Annotated in this window: 14 protein-coding genes; 10 read left to right on the top strand and 4 right to left on the bottom strand. The window is 62.0% G+C overall.

The window, feature by feature from the left end; translation table 11 throughout:
• Positions 1-38: 38 nt before the first annotated feature.
• Genes NE357_RS10480 through NE357_RS10465 form a run of 4 tightly spaced genes read right to left on the bottom strand, consistent with a single transcriptional unit; the run spans position 39 to position 5,972 of the window.
• Complete coding sequence (locus NE357_RS10480; RefSeq protein ID WP_169429776.1) at positions 39-1,106, bottom strand: lipocalin-like domain-containing protein; 1,068 nt, start codon at positions 1,104-1,106, stop codon at positions 39-41.
• Positions 1,096-3,567: an ABC transporter permease gene (locus tag NE357_RS10475; RefSeq protein ID WP_169429775.1), complete on the bottom strand. Its 2,472-nt coding sequence runs from the start codon at positions 3,565-3,567 to the stop codon at positions 1,096-1,098. Before NE357_RS10475 ends, NE357_RS10480 begins: the two co-directional genes overlap by 11 nt.
• Positions 3,564-4,217: an ABC transporter ATP-binding protein gene (locus tag NE357_RS10470; protein WP_169429774.1), complete on the bottom strand. Its 654-nt coding sequence runs from the start codon at positions 4,215-4,217 to the stop codon at positions 3,564-3,566. Before NE357_RS10470 ends, NE357_RS10475 begins: the two co-directional genes overlap by 4 nt.
• Positions 4,218-4,274: 57 nt before the next feature.
• Positions 4,275-5,972 (bottom strand): sulfatase-like hydrolase/transferase, encoded by a 1,698-nt coding sequence (locus tag NE357_RS10465; protein WP_169429773.1) that lies wholly within the window; start codon positions 5,970-5,972, stop codon positions 4,275-4,277.
• Positions 5,973-6,364: 392 nt separating this feature from the next.
• Between NE357_RS10465 and NE357_RS10460 the strand changes: the two genes are divergently transcribed.
• The 10 genes from NE357_RS10460 to NE357_RS10415 are packed head-to-tail and all read left to right on the top strand — an operon-like array spanning position 6,365 to position 17,371.
• Positions 6,365-7,717: a UDP-glucose dehydrogenase family protein gene (locus NE357_RS10460; RefSeq protein WP_169429772.1), complete on the top strand. Its 1,353-nt coding sequence runs from the start codon at positions 6,365-6,367 to the stop codon at positions 7,715-7,717.
• Complete coding sequence (locus NE357_RS10455) at positions 7,714-8,751, top strand: NAD-dependent epimerase/dehydratase family protein (protein WP_169429771.1); 1,038 nt, start codon at positions 7,714-7,716, stop codon at positions 8,749-8,751. The genes NE357_RS10460 and NE357_RS10455 overlap by 4 nt, the downstream gene beginning before the upstream one ends.
• Before the next feature lie 18 nt (positions 8,752-8,769).
• The gene (locus NE357_RS10450; protein WP_169429770.1) at positions 8,770-9,516 is read left to right on the top strand and encodes a sugar transferase; all 747 of its coding nucleotides are present in this window, start codon (positions 8,770-8,772) and stop codon (positions 9,514-9,516) included.
• The gene (locus NE357_RS10445; RefSeq protein ID WP_169429769.1) at positions 9,516-10,163 is read left to right on the top strand and encodes a CpsD/CapB family tyrosine-protein kinase; all 648 of its coding nucleotides are present in this window, start codon (positions 9,516-9,518) and stop codon (positions 10,161-10,163) included. Before NE357_RS10450 ends, NE357_RS10445 begins: the two co-directional genes overlap by 1 nt.
• A gap of 20 nt (positions 10,164-10,183) precedes the next feature.
• Positions 10,184-11,209, top strand: a complete 1,026-nt coding sequence (locus tag NE357_RS10440) for a polysaccharide biosynthesis/export family protein (protein ID WP_169429768.1) — start codon at positions 10,184-10,186, stop codon at positions 11,207-11,209.
• Between the two features lie 17 nt (positions 11,210-11,226).
• Positions 11,227-12,819, top strand: coding sequence for a GumC family protein (locus tag NE357_RS10435; protein ID WP_169429767.1), 1,593 nt, complete (start codon positions 11,227-11,229; stop codon positions 12,817-12,819).
• Complete coding sequence (locus NE357_RS10430) at positions 12,804-13,910, top strand: glycosyltransferase family 4 protein (protein ID WP_432760325.1); 1,107 nt, start codon at positions 12,804-12,806, stop codon at positions 13,908-13,910. Before NE357_RS10435 ends, NE357_RS10430 begins: the two co-directional genes overlap by 16 nt.
• Positions 13,907-15,277, top strand: coding sequence for an O-antigen ligase family protein (locus NE357_RS10425; RefSeq protein ID WP_169429765.1), 1,371 nt, complete (start codon positions 13,907-13,909; stop codon positions 15,275-15,277). The genes NE357_RS10430 and NE357_RS10425 overlap by 4 nt, the downstream gene beginning before the upstream one ends.
• Entirely contained in the window at positions 15,274-16,242 is a 969-nt protein-coding gene (locus NE357_RS10420; protein WP_169429764.1) for a glycosyltransferase, read from the top strand. The genes NE357_RS10425 and NE357_RS10420 overlap by 4 nt, the downstream gene beginning before the upstream one ends.
• A complete protein-coding gene (locus NE357_RS10415; protein ID WP_169429763.1) occupies positions 16,235-17,371 on the top strand; it encodes a glycosyltransferase in 1,137 nt (378 codons plus the stop codon). Before NE357_RS10420 ends, NE357_RS10415 begins: the two co-directional genes overlap by 8 nt.
• Positions 17,372-17,382: the final 11 nt, after the last annotated feature.

Here is a 17,382-nt window from a genome sequence, read left to right as displayed (position 1 = left end):
TAGACGCTGATCGGCCGTTGCTCCCCGAACCGGGTCAATCAGTACCCGGTCATCTCCAGATAGCCCTGCCCGCCCCGATTGCCGCTCAAGCGCACCGGCCCTTCCCAATACGGAATGCGCAGGTTCATCCAGGCATCGGGGTTGATCGCATCGAGGGTGATTTGCAGGTTTTTTTGCGCAATGTCGATCGACCAGCGCACCGGCATCGAACGGCCGGCCACTTTCGCAGTGCCCTGCGGGGTCAGCTTGATCTGCTCGGCGTGCAGGGTTTCGGTCTGGCCATCGGCGCCAATCCACGTGCCGGTGAGGTACGGCGCCCCTTGCTTCTGGCGCATGCGGTAGAGCATGACGTGTTCGCCGCCATCCAGATGCAGGGAGAACCAGTCCCAACCGGTCTGGTTGGCGGTCAGCGGTTGGCTGCTCCATTCGCGGTCGAGCCAGGCCGGGCCGTTGACGGTGTAGGTCTGGCCGTCGATCTGCAGGGTGCCGCTGGCCTGAAAAAACGGCTGGCTGTAGTAATACGACGCCTGTCCCTGTTCGGATTTCTGACTGAAACCGTGATCACCTTGCAGCACCAGCGGACGGCTGGAAGTCAGCCTCAACTGATAGCTGAAGTTTTTGTCCTTTGCGCTGAGCTGCATGTCGCCCAGCGGATCACTCGCCTGACTGACGAAACGCCAGTCATCGATCCACGCCTCGAACGGCGCGGCACGCACCCCGGCCTGGCCGACACCACCCCGGGCATAACGCTCGGCGGCGTGATGGACGCTGGCCGAGGTCACCGCCGCATGACCGAGCCAGATCGTTTGATTGGCCCACCCCGGTTGTTCCGGCAAGGCGTTCAGGGCGCTGCGAAACAACGTCCACTGAACGCCGAAATCATTGCCCTGAGCATCCTTGAGATTGGCCGTGACATACCACCATTCGATGCGAAAACCGTCATGGGCGCCGTGATCCGCCGGGAAACTGAACACCCGCCCCGGCACCACCGGCGTGAAGGCCTGCGCCTGAGCGCCCATCCCGGCAAAACCTTTCTGTTCCGGTGCCGGGTTGTCGCAGCCAGTGAGCAACAGCGCCAGGCACACCGCAGCGAAGTTAATCCTCATGGGCAAACGTCCTCAACAAGTCCGCCGGCTGCGTGCGGTACAACGAATACAGCGGCCACGCCGAGGCCAGTAGCGTCGCCAGCAGCGCCAGCCCGGTCAGTTGCAGCAACTGCAACGGAAACACCCGCAACGGCAGGCGCCAGCCAAAGGCCTGCACGTTGATCACCGCATCCAGACACCACGCCAGCCCGATGCCCAATGGCAATGCCAACACCAGCGTCAGTACCGCCAGCAACCAGGTCTGACCGAGGTTGAGCAGCATCAATTGCCGTCGCGTCACCCCCAAGGCCCACAACGGCGCGAGTTGGCCGAGACGGCTCTGGCTCTGGGTCAGCAGGCTGATGAACAACGCCACACCGGCGACCGCCAGCGTCAGGCTGTTGAGCGCGGCCGTCGCGGCAAAGGTCCGCTCAAAAACCTGCACCGACCAGCCCTTGAGCCGCGCCTGATCGACGATGCGGCTGTCGTCGAGCTGGAAGCGTGCCTGCAAGGCACTGAGCAGTGCCGGGATCTTTGCCGGTTCGATCCGCAGGTTGAACCGGTTCGGTGTCAGTTGCGGCCAACTGCGCAACAGGTGATTGCTGTTGACCAGCACATGGCCCTTGGGATTGCCGTAGTCGGCGTAGATCCCGACGATGCGCGGCGACCACGACAGGCCCGGCGTCGGAATCGTCAGGTGATCGCCCGGCCGCACCTTGAGCCGGCGCGCGAGTTGTTCGCTGAGCATCACCGCGTCATCGGTGGCCAGCAAAGCCCATGGGTCGTTGCCCCGGGCTTCGAGCAGCGGCCAGTGCTGACGATAGTGCGGATGGTCGATGATGCCGAACACTTCCGTCGGCCAGCCTTGCAGCGTCACCGAAACCTGCCAGTTGGGCAGGATCGCCGTGACACTCGGCTGTTGTTTGAGCCAGCTGTACAGCTCGCGCGCCTGAGCCGGATTGCTCGGGTTCAGATAGAGCTCGGCAGTGAGCCGTTGTTCGAGCCAGTCGTTGAAGGTCTGGCGGAAACCGGTGGTCATGCTGCCGGCGCCGATGTTCGCCGCCAGCGCCAGCAGCAACGCCATCAGCGCCAGACTCAGCGCCGGCAATTGCTGTCGGCAGTCGGCGAGAAACCACTGCCCCAGCACCGAACGACTGCGCCCGAGCAAGCCGTTCAACAGCGCACTGAGCACCACCGGCAGCGCCAACGCGGCCCCGAGCAACAACCCCGCCATCAACACGAAACCACTGGCCAGACTGTTACCCGACACCAGCGCAATCAAAGCAATCGCCGCAAACACCCCGGCCACCCAGCCCTGTCGGCGCAACCAGCGCGCATGCTGTTCATGCCAGGCTTGCGGATCGGCCACCGCCAACAACGGCAGCCGCGCCGCTCGCAACAGGCTGTTGGCCCCGGCCAGCAACGCGCCGAGCAGACTCAAGCCAATGCCGCTGAACCACCACCACGAACTCAGGCGCAACTGCCCCGCCACCTCCGCGCCGTACAACCCGCGCAGGCTGGCGGCGACATCCGGTAGCAGCACACTGGCCAGCCAGTAGCCGCTGACGACACCAAACAGTCCGCCGATCAACGCCAGCGCACCGAGTTCGACGATCAGACAAGCAATCAGCATTCGCGCACTGACACCGCAGGCGCGCAACGTACGCAACAGCCCACGACGCTGTTCCAGCGCCAGACCGATAGCCGCATGCACGATGAACAGGCCGACGACAAACGAGAGAAAACCAAGTGCATCGAGATTGAGATGAAAACTCTCGGTCAGCCGCGCCAGATTGCTTTCTTCGCCGCTGCTCTTGAGCTGCAACCGGCCCTTGAACGCGGCCGGTACGTCGGCGTGAAAATCGTTGGGCAACGTCAGCCGCGACAGTTGACCGGGTTGTTCGAGCACACGTTGAGCAACACCGACGTCCACCAGCAAGACACCGGGAGCCATGTCCTTCTGCGCCAGTAACGGTGGCAACGTCTGACCGGTTCCGGTTTGCGGTGTGTCACCTTCTGACAGGTTCAACGTTTGCAAGGTGTCGGGGGAAATCCAGGTGCTGCCCGGCGGGCTGAAGAACTCGACGATGCGCTCGATCGGCATCGCCTGCCCCGCCACAGCACTATCGGCCGGCAGCGACACCGGCTCGATACCCATCAATTGCAGGCGTTGAGATTCATGGTCCTTGAGGATCAAACGGCCCTGCAAAACCGGCGAAACCGGCCAGCCCTGACGGCGCAGATCGACAAACCACTGCTGCGAAAACGTCGCGCCACCTGGCGCACTCAGGCTGGCTTGGGGTTCGCCGCCGATCATCCGGCTGGCTCGCGCGTAACTGTCCCGCGCCTGGCTGTTGAGCGCTTCGACGCCGGTCAACAGACTGGTGGCCAGCCATAACCCGGTGAGCACGCTGAAAAACTGCACCGGATGTCGCCGCCAGTGACTGAGCAAGGCGATCAGGGCCAGCCGGAAAACCCTCACGTCAGTCGACCGCTGGACAACACCACCCGCTCCGCCAGTCGCGCGGCCACGCGCTGACTGTGAGTGACCATCAGCAAGGTGGTCGGCGTGTTCTCGAGCAGTTCCAGCAACAGCCGCAGCACCTCGTCACTGGTTGACTCGTCGAGGCTGCCGGTGGGTTCGTCGGCCAGCAACAACTTGGGCCGCGATGCCAACGCCCGGCCGAGCGCGACCCGTTGCTGCTGGCCACCAGAGAGTTGTTCGGGATAACGCTTGAGCAGATCCTCCAGGCCCAGACGCTGCACCAGATGGTTCTGCCAGCGCGGATCATGGCGTCCGGCGAGTCGTGCCTGAAACGCCAGGTTGTCTTCGATGCGCAGGCTGCCGATCAGGTTGTACTGCTGGAACACCAGACCGATTTCCGTGCGGCGCCAGTGGGCCAGTTGCGCTTCGCTCATTTCGTCGAGTCGATGTTCGCCGCTGCGGATGCTGCCGCTGTCGACTTTATCCAGACCGGCAATCAGGTGCAGCAGCGTGCTTTTGCCGCTGCCCGACTCGCCCATCAGCGCCAGACTGCTTCCCGGTTTGAGTGTCAGGTCGATGCCTTGCAACACGGGCAACGGGCCTTGAGGGGTGAGATAGCTCTTGAAGACGTTTTGAACCTGCAGCATGCCGCCATCCGATCGAACCGTGTGGGGCAAGGATAGCGGATAGCGGATGGCGCAGGGTTACTGTCCTGCTGCAATGCTGGTGGGCGACTCACCCGGCGTGACGATGCTGTTCAGGTCGATATGTTTCCACTCGGGCCTGGCCCCCAACCGCGCATTGAAGCGGTAGTTGAAGGTGAAATCGTCCGCTGTCGGCACGCTCAGCGGTTTGCCGTAGACCGATTCGATCCCCGCCAGGTCGTAGCCCATCAACTGCAGCAGGGTCGGAAAGATGTTGTAGTGACTGGAGCGATCCTTGTTGGCCGCCAGTTGTGCCGACCAGTCGAGGGAGTGCAACTGATCGCCCTGAATCAGCACCAGCGGCACCAGCCCCTCCTCTTCCACCGGGTCGCCACCGCAATGGGTGTTGAGCCCCGGGTTACCGCGCTCGTGCAGGTCCTGGCCGTGGTCCGAGGTGTAGATCAGCAGTGCGTTGTTCAGATTGGCCTGGGCAAACACCCGCGAGAAAAATTCGCCGACATTCCACAACAAGGTGTTCTTGTAGGCGTTACGGTACAGCACCCAGTCATCCGGCTGGCCGTTGAAACCGTCGCGCTTGCCGGTGTCGGCGACTTCGGTGAACTGCCCTCGCGGCAACGTCGGGCGGTAGGCCATGAAGGCGTCCGGGTATTTGTCGTGCACCGGGAAATGCGCGCCGACCTTGTTGATCACCACCAGCTCCGGTTTGTCGTCGTTGAGCAGTTCGATCAGCTTGGCAGCGGCGGCCATGTCGCGATCGCGGACGCTGGTCTGGTCAAATTGCACGAACTCGTCGATGTCCTTTTTCTCGGTGTCGGTCATCAGGTTCTGCAGATTGCCGCCGGTACGCTGGGCATCGATGTAGACCGTGCGCAGGCCGGCTTTTTTCGCGTACTGCCAGATCGACGGCAGCGTGGTGTTGATGCGCATGTAATCGGCGCGAGTGCCGCCGTAGCGCAGGGTGACGTTGGTGTCGGCGCTGCAATTGGCGATGGACGCCGCGTAGCCGTAGTTGAAGATCTCGACACCCGGATGCGCTTGCTTGAGGTTGCTGTGCACGCCAAACGGCGCGTTGATGTCCAGGTAATTGCCGGAAATGCTTTCGTCGATGATCAGCACGATGTCGTGACTCACCGCCGGGCCGTTGCGCGTCAGGGTCACTGGCTCACGGGGGCCGACAGTGTTGTGCAGCGCCTCGTAGCCAAACAGGTTGAGGTAGGCCAGCGGCGTGTACATGATCGGCAAGCCCCGCGCCCCTTCCCCGGCCCGCACGAACAGTACGGCGCTGAGCAGCAACACCCCCAGCACCGGCGCCGCGACTCTCAGTGCATTGGGAACCGGAATCGAATGACGCGGCCGCAGGCCGATGCCGATCAACAGCAAAAGACCGTTGAGCACCCCGTGGGCGATCGCGTCCCGGTACTGGTACGCCGCTTCCTGGATGAAGCCGCCCGAATAAACCAGTGAGACAAAACTGCTGTACGTCAGGTAATCGGCAGTGACCCGGGTATAGACATCAAAGAACACCGCCGAAATAAACATCGCCAATGCGAACAAGTGCCGAATGAAAGTCTGCCTTATATAGGCCGTTAGCAATAATGCGAACGTCAGCGCCAAAAACATCGCGCCAAAAAGTAGTACTGCCGGACCGATACCCATGGCGTTTAAACGTTCAAGGTAATAATCGGAATAAAGCAGTAGATAAATAATTAAAAGCAGTTCTTTCAAATATCGAAACATGGCGATTCCGGGACGCTTGCGACGGGGCATGGTCAATCGCTTGTCGGTCATTTTCTGACACTAGCAGCGGGCCATCAAAGCGCAAGAATTGTCCGACTTTTGCCAAAAGCGTCAAAAAAACATTGACTCAAAACTGACACACCCAAGTCGTTACAGGCCTTGTATTTTGTGGCCTACGACCGTTTATCGTTTTCTTTGAAATGTGAAAAGCATGTCAAGGACGGGACAAATCCAGATACAGCAAGTACTTGATGGCCAATCGCCCCCAAAAACGGGGGTGTTATACACATGCAACATGTCATTTTGCTGACACGCTTTCCCCACCCTGCGCTATACCCCTTTTGACAGTTCCAATTCGATCTTCTTTCCACCGTCTTACGAGGCACGCCAATATGGACGTGAGCGTATTTGGTACGGGCTATGTTGGCCTGATTCAAGCTGCGGCACTCGCCGATGTCGGACATCGAGTGTTGTGCGTCGATATTGACCCGAACAAGATTAAACAACTGCAACAGGCAGTTCCGCCGATCAGTGAACCGGGACTGTCGGCAACTTTGGAAGAAAACATCAAGGCCGGGCGCTTGCTGTTTACCACCCAGGCCAGCGATGCCGTTGAACACGCCGAACTGATCTTCATCGCCGTGGGTACGCCGGCTGACGAGGACGGTTCCGCCGACCTCAGCCATGTGCTCAGCGTGGCACGGCAAATCGCAAGCTTCATGGAGGCCGATCGCACCCTGATCATCAAATCCACGGTGCCGGTCGGCACGGCGGATCAGGTACTCGACACCGCCAACAACGAATTGCACCGGCGCGGCAAAAGCGGCCTGAACGTGCGAATCGTGTCCAACCCCGAATTCCTCAAAGAAGGCAGCGCCCTCGCCGACTGCATGCGTCCGGACCGGATCATTGTCGGCACCCTGGACCCTGACGCCCGGGAGCAGTTGAGCGAGCTGTATGCACCGTTCTGCCGCAACCACGAAAAACTGATGTTCATGGACAACCGCAGCGCCGAGCTGACCAAGTACGCGGCCAACGCGATGCTCGCCACTCGCATCAGCTTCATGAACGAACTGGCCAACCTCACCGAACTGCTGGGCGCCGACATCGAAGCCGTGCGCAAGGGCATCGGCTCCGACCCGCGCATCGGCTATCACTTCATCTACCCCGGCTGCGGCTTCGGTGGTTCGTGCTTTCCCAAGGATCTGCGCGCCCTGTTGCACACTGCCGAGCTCAACGGCATGCCGCTGAAATTGCTGCGCAGTGTCACCGACGTCAACGACACCCAGCGGCACATCCTGTTCAGCAAGCTGAAGGCGCGGTTCCCGCAAGGCCTGGCTGGCAAGTCCATCGCCATCTGGGGCCTGGCCTTCAAGCCGAACACCGATGACATGCGCGAAGCCCCCAGCCGTTATCTGATGGATGCCCTGTGGGCCGAAGGCGCCAGTGTGCAGGCCTACGATCCCGAGGCCATGTCCGAATGCCGGCGCATTTACGGCTACCGCGATGACCTGCACCTGTGCGCCACCCGCGACGACACCCTGGAGGATGCCGACGCACTGGTGATCTGCACCGAGTGGAAGAATTTCCGCGTGGTGGATTTCGAGCTGCTGGCCAGCAAGCTGCGCTCGAAAGTCATCATCGACGGTCGCAACCTCTACAACCCTGAACAAGTGGCAGCCGCCGGCCTGCACTACAGCGGCATCGGCCTGCGGCATATCGCGCCTGACGGGCTGCGGTCATGAAAATCCTCGTCACCGGTGCGGCCGGGTTCATTGGCGCTCATTGCGTGCTGCGGCTGATGCGCGACGGGCATCAGGTCGTCGGCCTGGACAATTTCAACGCCTATTACGACCCGCAGCTCAAGCATGATCGTGTGCGCTGGGTACGCGGTCAGGTCGGCGATTTCCAGATTGCCAGAGTCGATCTGGCCGACGCCGCCGCCGTCGATGCGCTGTATGTCCGCGAGTGCCCGCAAGTGGTGATCCACCTCGCGGCGCAGGCCGGGGTGCGTTACTCGCTGGAAAATCCACGGGCCTACATGGACAGCAACCTCAGTGGCTTCCTGAACATTCTGGAGTGCTGCCGGCATCACCCGGTTGAACACTTGATCTATGCCTCGTCGAGCTCGGTATACGGCGCCAACCAGCACACGCCGTACACGGTGCATGACGACGTCAATCACCCGCTGTCGCTGTACGCCGCGACCAAAAAAGCCAACGAACTGATGGCCCACAGCTACAGCTATCTGTTCGGCATTCCCTGCACCGGGCTGCGCTTTTTCACGGTGTACGGGCCCTGGGGGCGGCCGGACATGTCGCCGATCCAGTTCGCCCGGGCCATCACCGAAGGCCTGCCGTTGAAGCTGTTCAACTACGGCCTGCACCAGCGCGATTTCACCTACATCGACGACATCGTCGAAAGCATTGCCCGCCTCACGGTCCATCCGCCGCATACCCATCCAGAATGGGATCGCGAGCACCCCGATGCGGGCAGCAGCATGGCGCCGTGGTGCTTGTTCAACATCGGCGGCCACCATCCGGTGGAGCTGAAAACCTACCTGGCCCTGATGGAAAAACACCTCGGCCAAAAAGCCATTGTCGAGCTGCTGCCCCTGCAACCGGGCGACGTGCTCAACACCTGTGCCGACACCGACGATCTGGCCCAGGCCACCGGGTTCCAGCCCCGGATAGAGCTGGATGAAGGCCTCGGGCGTTTCATCGCCTGGTACCGCGATTATTACCCGACTGCCTGTCGCCCACGCGCCGTTCGCGGCTGAACACCAGCGGAGGACTCCATGACTGGACATGAAAAAGGTGTACCGATCCAACATTTGGTTCGTGACAAACGCATGGATCCGGAACATCGAATGCGCCTCGACGCGGCCATCCACCGCCAGGGGCAAGGCTGGGTAACCGGACGCGAGGGTGGCCGTCCCTGGCAGCTGTCGCGCACCAACAGGGTGGTGGCCTGCTTCGGCGCGCTGGTCATTCTGGTGATGATTTCGCCGCTGCTGATCGGTCTGGCACTCGCCATCAAGCTCACCAGCAAAGGCCCGGTGATGTTCGTGCAGAAACGCACCGGCTATCGCGGCCGCAAGTTCGGCATGTACAAATTCCGCACCATGGTCGCCAACGCGGAAGAACTCAAAGAGTCGCTGCGCCACCTCAATAAACACGGTGCCGATGCGATCGACTTCAAGATTGATCAGGACCCGCGCATCACCCGGATCGGCGGTTTCCTTCGGCGCACCAGCCTCGACGAACTGCCCAACCTGATCAATGTGGTGACCGGCGACATGCGCCTGGTCGGCCCTCGTCCGACCTCGTTCAACGCCTACCGCTACAAGGACAAGCACCTCGCCCGTCTGGCGATCTACCCCGGCATGACCGGCCTGTGGCAGATCTCCGGGCGCAGCAATATCGACTTCGACCAGCGCGTTGAGTTGGACCTCAGCTACATCGCCGAGCAGAGCCTGTTGCTTGATTTGAAGATCCTGTTGAAAACCCCTTTCAAAGTATTCAGCGGCCACGGAGCAAGCTAATGGACGGTTCAACCAACAAAAGCCTGAGCATCGCCAGCCCCAGCGAGTCGAACCTGACGTCGACCGTGCTGGACCTGGATCTGCGGATCCTTTTCCTGACCGCCGCCAACCCCGGCGCCGGCACTACCACCAGCGCGCTGGCCATGGCCAGCCAACTGGCACAGATGAGCAGCGGACTGGTGCTGTACGTCGATGCCAGTCAGTCGGCGAACAACCTCACCCAGCAACTGAACCTGGGCAAGGAGCGCGGCCTGCGCGACCTGCTGTTCAACCCGGACAACCCGCCGCTGTTGCAGGACTGCGTGGTGCAGGTCTCAAGCCTGCCCTTCCACGTGCTGCCCAACGGCCGGCCGATCCGCACCCTGGAACACCTGACCGCCGAGCGCCTGAGCCCGTTGCTCGATCAACTGGGCGCTCAGTACCGCTTTGTGGTGATCGACGGCGACGCGGTGTATTCAGCCGCCGACACGCTGGTCATCAGCACTCAGGTCGACGGCGTGGTGTTCGTGGTCCGCGCCGAAGACACCCGCTGGGAAGTCGCGCAAGCAGCCGTGCAGCGCTTGACCCAGGCCGGGGCGAAAGTGGTCGGCAGCGTGTTCAACCGGCGCAAGTACTACATGCCCAAATGGCTGTACAAAAACCTGTAAGCAACGCGAGGGATGACGCAATGAACGCCAAGATACTGGTTCTGCTGATGCTGCCGCTTGCAGGTTGCTCCAGCAACTCCGAAACCCAGACCATGCCGGTGAATATCCTCACCGCCACCCCGGCCAACGCCCAGGCCACCGACATGCCCAAGGTCGAACAGACCCTGCGCCCGCAGGATGTGCTGGACGTGATCTTCCACATCAGCACCAGCGGCTCGGACGCTTACCGCGTGCAGGCCGGTGACCAGATCGGCCTGAACTTCACCGCCGCCAGCCAGCTCAACGGCAACCAGTTGGTATTGCCGGACGGCACTATCAACCTGCCGGGCGCCAACACCTCGGTGAAGATCGTCGGGTTGACCAGTGACGAGGCTCGCGAAGAAATCCAGCGCGCCTACCAGCGCAAACAGTTGTTCCAGCCCAATCGCAATCAGCTGACCGTGCAGATCATCAGTCCGCTGACCAACGAGCAAAACCTGAAAAGCGCCCTCAACCACCCCGCCACCGGCATGAGCCGCGAGATCACCGTGGGCACTGACGGCTACGCGAGCTTCCCGGAAATCGGCGCCGTGCCGCTGCAAGGCATGACCGTCAATCAACTGGAAACCTTCCTCAACAAACGCTATGCGCAACTGCCGGGAAGGATGACCGTGGATGTGCTGCTCAAGTCCACCGCCGGCAACGAGATCTACGTGCTGGGTGAAGTCGGCCAGCCCGGTTCCTACCCGATCCGGCGGCCAGTCTCGGTACTTGAAGCGCTGACCCTGGCCCGTGGTACCAACGTCAAGGCGCGGCTGGATTCAGTGGTGATCATGCGGCGCAACGGCAATCAGGTGCAGGCCGTGCATTACGACGTCGAGAAGGCGCTGGCCGGCGACGCCTCGCAGATCGCCTACCTGCAACCGGACGACATGCTTTTCGTGCCGAAGACCAAACTGGCGAGTGCCGGCGATCTGGCCCGGCAACTGGCCGACGTGGTGCTGTTCCAGGGCGTGGGGTTCAGCTTCGGCTACCGCGTCGACAACAAAGGCAGCAACAACAACTGACTCTCGGGTGACCTGACATGAATCCAAAGGAAAACTACCTGCATGAGTTCTTCAGGATCTTCTTCGCCAACAAGCGACTGGTGAAGCGTGTCTTCCTGATCTTTGCAGTGATCGCGCTGGTGCTGCCGCTGGTGCTCAAACAGAGCTTCGATATCACCGCCCAGGTGATCGTGCAGTCAAAAAAACTCTCTCAGGGCGACGCCACCACGTCGCTGACCGTGGACAACGCCACATTCATTCCGCCGTCACTGGCGGACATGGAAACCGAGAGCAACATCCTGCGTTCGCCGGCGCTGATCCGTCAGACCATCAGCGAACTGCGGGACAAGGGTGAATACACCCCGCCTCCCGCGATGTTCGCCCGGCTGATCGGCGATCCGTTCAAGCGCTACATCACCTCGCCCCTGCGCCAGTACCTGATCAACCCGCTGCGCAACTTGCTGGGACTGGAAACCGACCCGGTGCGAGACACCGTGCTCGACGGGCTGACGCAACAGGCCATCGACAGCCTGAAGATCGAGACCCTGCCCGGTTCCAACGTGATCTCGATCGTCTACAGCTTCCCGGATCCGCATCAAGGCACGACCTTCGTCGCCGCCCTGCTGCAAAACTATCTGGTCAGCCGTCAGGCGCTGCAATCGATCGACCTGCCGCAGTCGTTCTACGAGACCAAGAAACACCTGTATCAGGTGCGCCTCGATGGTCTGGAAGGAAACCGCCAGGCGTTGCTGGAAAGTGTCGGTGCGGCGGATCCGAAGGAGGAAATCACCTTCCGCCTGAACGCGATCAACACCGAAGAACAGGCACTGAACCTGTATCAGGATCGCCTGCTGCAAAGCCAGCGCTGGCTGGAATACCTGAAAACCAGCCTGGCCGCCGCCAGCAACAACAAGCTCAATGACTACACCTTCCCCTACACCTTCACCACCACCGTCGACAATGTGGCGTTCGAAGACCGGGAGATCAAACAGCTGGGCGAGCAACTGACCACCCAGGTCAGCCGCTACATGAATGATCTGGCGGTGTTCCAGCCCGGCAGCGAGCCGATGCTGCTGACCCGTGAGCAGATCGCCCGTACCCGCCAGCAATTTCTCAAAGTGGTGAGCAACCGCATTCAGGAACGCACCAACGATCTGGCCGTGGTGCAACAGGTGATCGATCAGAAGACGGCGCGCATCGCCGAATTCAAGGCGCGCATCCATGATCTGCAGCAAACCCAAAGCAAACTGCGGCAGATGGACACCGAAATCGATGCCCTGCACGCCGCGTTCTCGACCTACGCCCAACGCTTTGCCGAAAGCAGCACCACCCGCGCGCTGAACGACGACCTGTCCAACGCCCGGGTCCTGAGCCCACCGTTTGAACCGACCGAAGCGGCGTTCCCCAAACCGCTGCTGATCATTCCGTTCGGTCTGTTCACCGGCCTGCTGCTGGCGATTGCCCTGGTCTACGTGCGTGAGTTCTTCGATCACCGCTTCAAACACCCGGCGCAAATCAGCCACGAGCTGGGCGTACCGGTGCTGCTGGTGATCAACGATCAGAGCACCGAACCCGGCAATCCGCACAAGAACTGGACCGTGCCAAGCTTCGTGCACTGGGTGCGCAATTGAACACGCCGTCCTCCCCGAACGCCGCGCTGCCGATCATTCATTTGCTCAGCAGCGGCGGCTTCTATGGGGCCGAGCGGATGTTGCTGGATCATTGCCTGGCGACACCGGGGCAGCATCAGGTGCTGTTTCTCGATGCGCCAGCGGAGCTGATCGAGCGCTTTCGCGAGGCCGGCGTCGATGCGCAAGGGTGCGCCGGGCTCGGCGCACTGCTCGGGCATCTGCGCCAGCGCCGGGCAGAACGTCCGTTGATCAACACCCATAATTTCAAGGGCCTGTTGTTCGGCTGGGTGGGCGCCTCGTTGCTGCGTCTGCCGCTGGTGATCACACAACACGGTTTCACCCCGCGCAGCCGCAAGCAGAAGTTCTACACCTGGCTCAGCCTGCAACTGTGCCGCACCGCCTCGGTGGATCGGGTGGTGTGCGTGGCCGAAAGCATCGCGGTGCTGCATCGCCAGGCCAGCGTGCGGGCGGAGAAGCTGCAAGTGATCCCCAACGGCCTGCCGGCGGCGATCGTCCAGCGGACTCTGCAAGTCGAAAATCCGCGCTGGCTCGCCGGATACGTCGGCCGCTTGAGCAGCGAGAAAGGCCCGGACCTGTTCCTCGATGCCCTGATCCCGTTGTGTCATCAGCACCCGCAGCTCGACGCGGTGATGCTCGGTGACGGCCCGGAACGCGAGGCATTGCAGGCACGAATCGAAGCCGCCGGGTTGCAGCAACGCATTCGCCTGCCGGGTTATCAGACCGACATGCGCCACTGGTGGCAGCGACTCGACGCGCTGGTGATCAGCTCGCGCACCGAAGGCACACCGATGATTTTGCTCGAGGCCATGCAGACCGGGGTGCCGGTGGTGGCCTTTGCTGTCGGCGGGATTCCCGATGTGCTGGAACACCGGCACAACGGCCTGCTCGCCACGCCGACCGACAGCAACGCCCTGGCCCGTCAGCTCGATACCCTGCTGAGCGACAGCGGGCTGGCGCGCAGACTGCGGGACAACGCAAAACGCACGCAACAGGACCGCTACGACCTCAAGGCCCTGGCCGAACGCTGGTCGCAGCTGTACATCCGCACGGCACGGGAGGCACGCGCATGATTTTCCCGCTCTCGATCGTCAGCTTGCTGGGTCTGGTCTGCATCGCCTTGCTGGCCAGCCCCTGGCCCTATCTTGCGCCAGGAGCGGTGCTGGGTCTGGTGGGGTTCACCGTGCTCTACCGCAAGCCGACCTGGGGCCTGCTCGGCATTGCTGCGCTGGTGCCGTTCGAGGGTTTCTTCAAGGACAGCTCACTGTCAGGCAGCAAGCTGATCGGTGCGTCGCTGGCAGTGATCCTGATGCTGCAGCTGGCGATGCATCAGATCCCGTCCGAACGCCTGCGCAGCAATATCTGGCGTTACCTGGTCTGGTTCATGGTTCTGTACTTTCTGAGCCTGCTCAACACCGATGACATGGGCATGTCTCTGGGTCATCTGCGCGAACTCAGTGTCGGTCTGATTCTGTTCGTCATCACTTTGCTGATCGGTCGAGAACTGAATCTCGACCTGTTCGCCCGGCTGGTGACGCTGGCCGTCAGCACCACCTGCGCAATGGCGATGTTCTCGAGCAAATTCCAGGATCAGGGCCGCGCCGCCGGCCTGCTCGAAGACCCGAATGCCTTTGCCATGCTGATCGCCTTCGCCGTACCGCTGGGCCTGCTGCTGATCATTCGCAGCCCGAACCTGTTGCACCGTTTGTTCTGGGGCGGTTGCTGCCTGCTGCTGCTCGGCGGCATGACCAAGACCGAATCCCGCTCCGGGCTGGTGGTGCTGGCGTTGAGTCTGGTGATCGGTTGCTGGCACTACCGCGCGCAACTGACACGCATCCGCCCACGGCACCTGGGCTTCGCCATGCTCGGCATGGCGATCGTAATTCCGCTGGCGATCTATGCGATGCCCGCCGGCTATCTGGCACGTATCCAGTCGCTGAGCGTGCTCAGTGCCGGCGCCCGTGGCCACGATGACGAATCCCTTGGTCGCCGTGCGTCGTACATCGTGGTCGGCAGCCAGATGATCCGCGAGAACCCGTTGCTCGGTTCCGGCCCCGGCACCTTTCCCCTGCATTACGCCACCACCGGGTACGCCAAGGCGTTTTCCGCCAACCGCAAGATCGGCGACCTGTACCGCCGGGCGCACAACACCTACCTGGAAATCTTCAGCGAACTGGGGGTTCCTGCCGGTCTGCTGTTCGTCGGCATGCTCGGACTGGGCCTGTACAACCTGATCCGCGCACGCCGCGTCTGGATGCAGCGCCGCGACTGGGAACAGGCTGACATGATGACCCACCTGGGCGTGAGTTTCCTGTCGCTGACCCTGTTTCTGATGTTCCTCAGTGCACCGAATCAGAAGTACGTGTGGATCATGCTCGCGCTCACCAGCGTCCTGCGCCTGAAGGCCGAGCAAGCACCGTTGGAAGAGGCCAGGACATGAGCCGGATCAGTGTCGTCATCCCGATGTACAACGAGGGCCGCCACATCGGCCGCACCCTGCTGGCGGCGCGAAAAGCCGCCCACGCGGCCAATGTCGAGTGCGAACTGATCGTGGTCGATAACGGCTCCAGCGATAACGGCCCGCAGATCGCCCGCCAGTTCGGCGCGCACGTGCTGGTGGTGCCGGGCGTGCTGATCGGCGCCCTGCGCAATCGCGGCGCCGCCATCGCCACCGGTGACTGGCTGGCATTCATCGACGCCGACATCGAAATGCCCGAAGACTGGCTCACCCGGCTGTTCGCCCTCGAGGCCGAGGGCCACGCCGATGTGTTCGGACTGGACCTGCACACCCCTGCTTCTGCACCGTGGTACGCCGTGGCCTGGCAACGCCGCACCCAGCGCCCGATCAGCCACACGGCTCATGCCGTGGACTGGTTGCCCAGCTCCAACCTGCTGATGCACCGGCGCTGGTTCGACAAGGTCGGCGGGTTCAACGAAACCCTGCGCACCGGTGAAGACAAAGAGTTCACCCTGCGTCAGAGCGAACAGGGCGCACGGCTGTTGTCGGTCAACGAAACCGTGGCCCTGCACTGGGGCTACGAAATGAACTGGCGCGAATGGATGGGCAAGGAAATATGGCGCCAGGGCAGTCATCTGCAACTGCTGCGCACCCATGGTTTCAGCCTGCGCCTGCTGCGTTTTCCGCTGTTGTCACTGGCGGCGTGGCTGCTGGATCTGCTGGCGATCTCCGCACTGCTTAACGGTTTTCCCCATCACGCCGCGGTCATGGTGATCGTAACCACGATCCCGGCGCTGGTACTGAGCATTCGTCAGAGTCTCCGCCAGCACGATATCGGCCTGACCCTGCAACTGTGGGGCCTGCACTGGATGCGTCTGCACCTGGCCGGTGCGGCGTTCATTCTCAGTCTGTGTCATTGGAATGCCAGGAGGCCTGCCCGTGGCTGAATTCATTTTCTGGATGTGCCTGCTGCTGCCGGTGTACGCCTATGTCGGCTACCCGCTGCTGCTGACGCTGCTCGCGCCGTTGTTCCCGGCGTGGCGCCACAGCCCGGCACCGCCGCTGAACATCAGCATCGTGATCGCCGCGCACAACGAAGCGCGGCATATCGAACACAAGCTGCGCTCGCTGCTGTCCCAGGATTATCAGCCGGCCACCCTGCAAATCATTCTGGCCAGCGACGGCTCCACTGACGACACCGTGGCTTGCGCGCACAAAGTCGTCGACCCACGGATTACCGTGCTTGACCTGCCCCGCCAGGGCAAGGCTGCCACGCTGAATGCCGGTGCAGCGCTGGCCACGGGCGACATTCTGGTGTTCACCGATGCTGACAACCAATGGTCGCGGGAAACCCTCGGCTATCTGCTCGCGCCTCTGAGCGATCCGCAGGTCGGCGCCTGCGCCGGGCACATGGTGATCCCGGTCACCGGCGGCGGACTGAGCGTCGGCGACAGCCTCTATCGGCATTACGAAGGCTGGCTGCGCCGGGTCGAGAATCGCACCGGTTGCATGGTCTCCGCCGACGGCGCCCTGCTCGCCTTGCGCCGGGAACTGTTCGAAAACGTGCCGGCGGAGGTCAACGACGACTTCTTCATCAGCACCTGCGCCCCGGTGAAATTCAAACGCATCGTCTACGTGCCTGAAGCGCAAGTGATCGACCACGGCGTCGATGAAGCGGACAAACAGTTCCGCCGCCGCCAGCGGGTCACCGTCGGCGGCCTGCAAAGCCTCGCCCAGCGCAGCGAGCTGCTCAATCCGCTCAAGCACGGGCTGTATTCGATTGCGCTGATCAGCCACAAACTGATCCGGCGGCTGGCGCCGATCCTGTTGCTGCCGTTGCTGCTGAGCAATTTCTGGCTGTGGGATGACCACGGTTTCTATCGCCTGAGCCTGATCGCGCAACTGCTCGGCTACGCCATCGCGATTGCCGGCCTGCTGGATTCGCAACACCGCTTGCCCAAACCGTTCCGCCTTGCGGCATTCCTTCTGGTGACACTGGCGGGCATGAGCATCGGCCTGTGGCAGTTCCTGCGCGGCCAGCGTTACGCCCAGTGGAACCCTGACCAAAACCGTTGAGAGGGCTCAAG

Source organism: Pseudomonas sp. G7(2022) (assembly GCF_052660475.1).
The sequence above is the reverse complement of the archived record's forward strand: the minus strand, read 5'-3'. Positions and strand labels throughout refer to the sequence as shown.

Bases quoted from the DNA above. Each gene is read 5' to 3' on its own strand.
- NE357_RS10420 (WP_169429764.1), top strand. From the start codon at position 15,274: ATGAGCCGGATCAGTGTCGTCATCCCGATGTACAACGAGGGCCGCCAC.
- NE357_RS10440 (WP_169429768.1), top strand. From the start codon at position 10,184: ATGAACGCCAAGATACTGGTTCTGCTGATGCTGCCGCTTGCAGGTTGC.
- NE357_RS10445 (WP_169429769.1), top strand. From the start codon at position 9,516: ATGGACGGTTCAACCAACAAAAGCCTGAGCATCGCCAGCCCCAGCGAG.
- NE357_RS10425 (WP_169429765.1), top strand. From the start codon at position 13,907: ATGATTTTCCCGCTCTCGATCGTCAGCTTGCTGGGTCTGGTCTGCATC.
- NE357_RS10450 (WP_169429770.1), top strand. From the start codon at position 8,770: ATGACTGGACATGAAAAAGGTGTACCGATCCAACATTTGGTTCGTGAC.
- NE357_RS10480 (WP_169429776.1), bottom strand. From the start codon at position 1,106: ATGAGGATTAACTTCGCTGCGGTGTGCCTGGCGCTGTTGCTCACTGGC.
- NE357_RS10455 (WP_169429771.1), top strand. From the start codon at position 7,714: ATGAAAATCCTCGTCACCGGTGCGGCCGGGTTCATTGGCGCTCATTGC.
- NE357_RS10435 (WP_169429767.1), top strand. From the start codon at position 11,227: ATGAATCCAAAGGAAAACTACCTGCATGAGTTCTTCAGGATCTTCTTC.
- NE357_RS10460 (WP_169429772.1), top strand. From the start codon at position 6,365: ATGGACGTGAGCGTATTTGGTACGGGCTATGTTGGCCTGATTCAAGCT.
- NE357_RS10470 (WP_169429774.1), bottom strand. From the start codon at position 4,217: ATGCTGCAGGTTCAAAACGTCTTCAAGAGCTATCTCACCCCTCAAGGC.
- NE357_RS10465 (WP_169429773.1), bottom strand. From the start codon at position 5,972: ATGTTTCGATATTTGAAAGAACTGCTTTTAATTATTTATCTACTGCTT.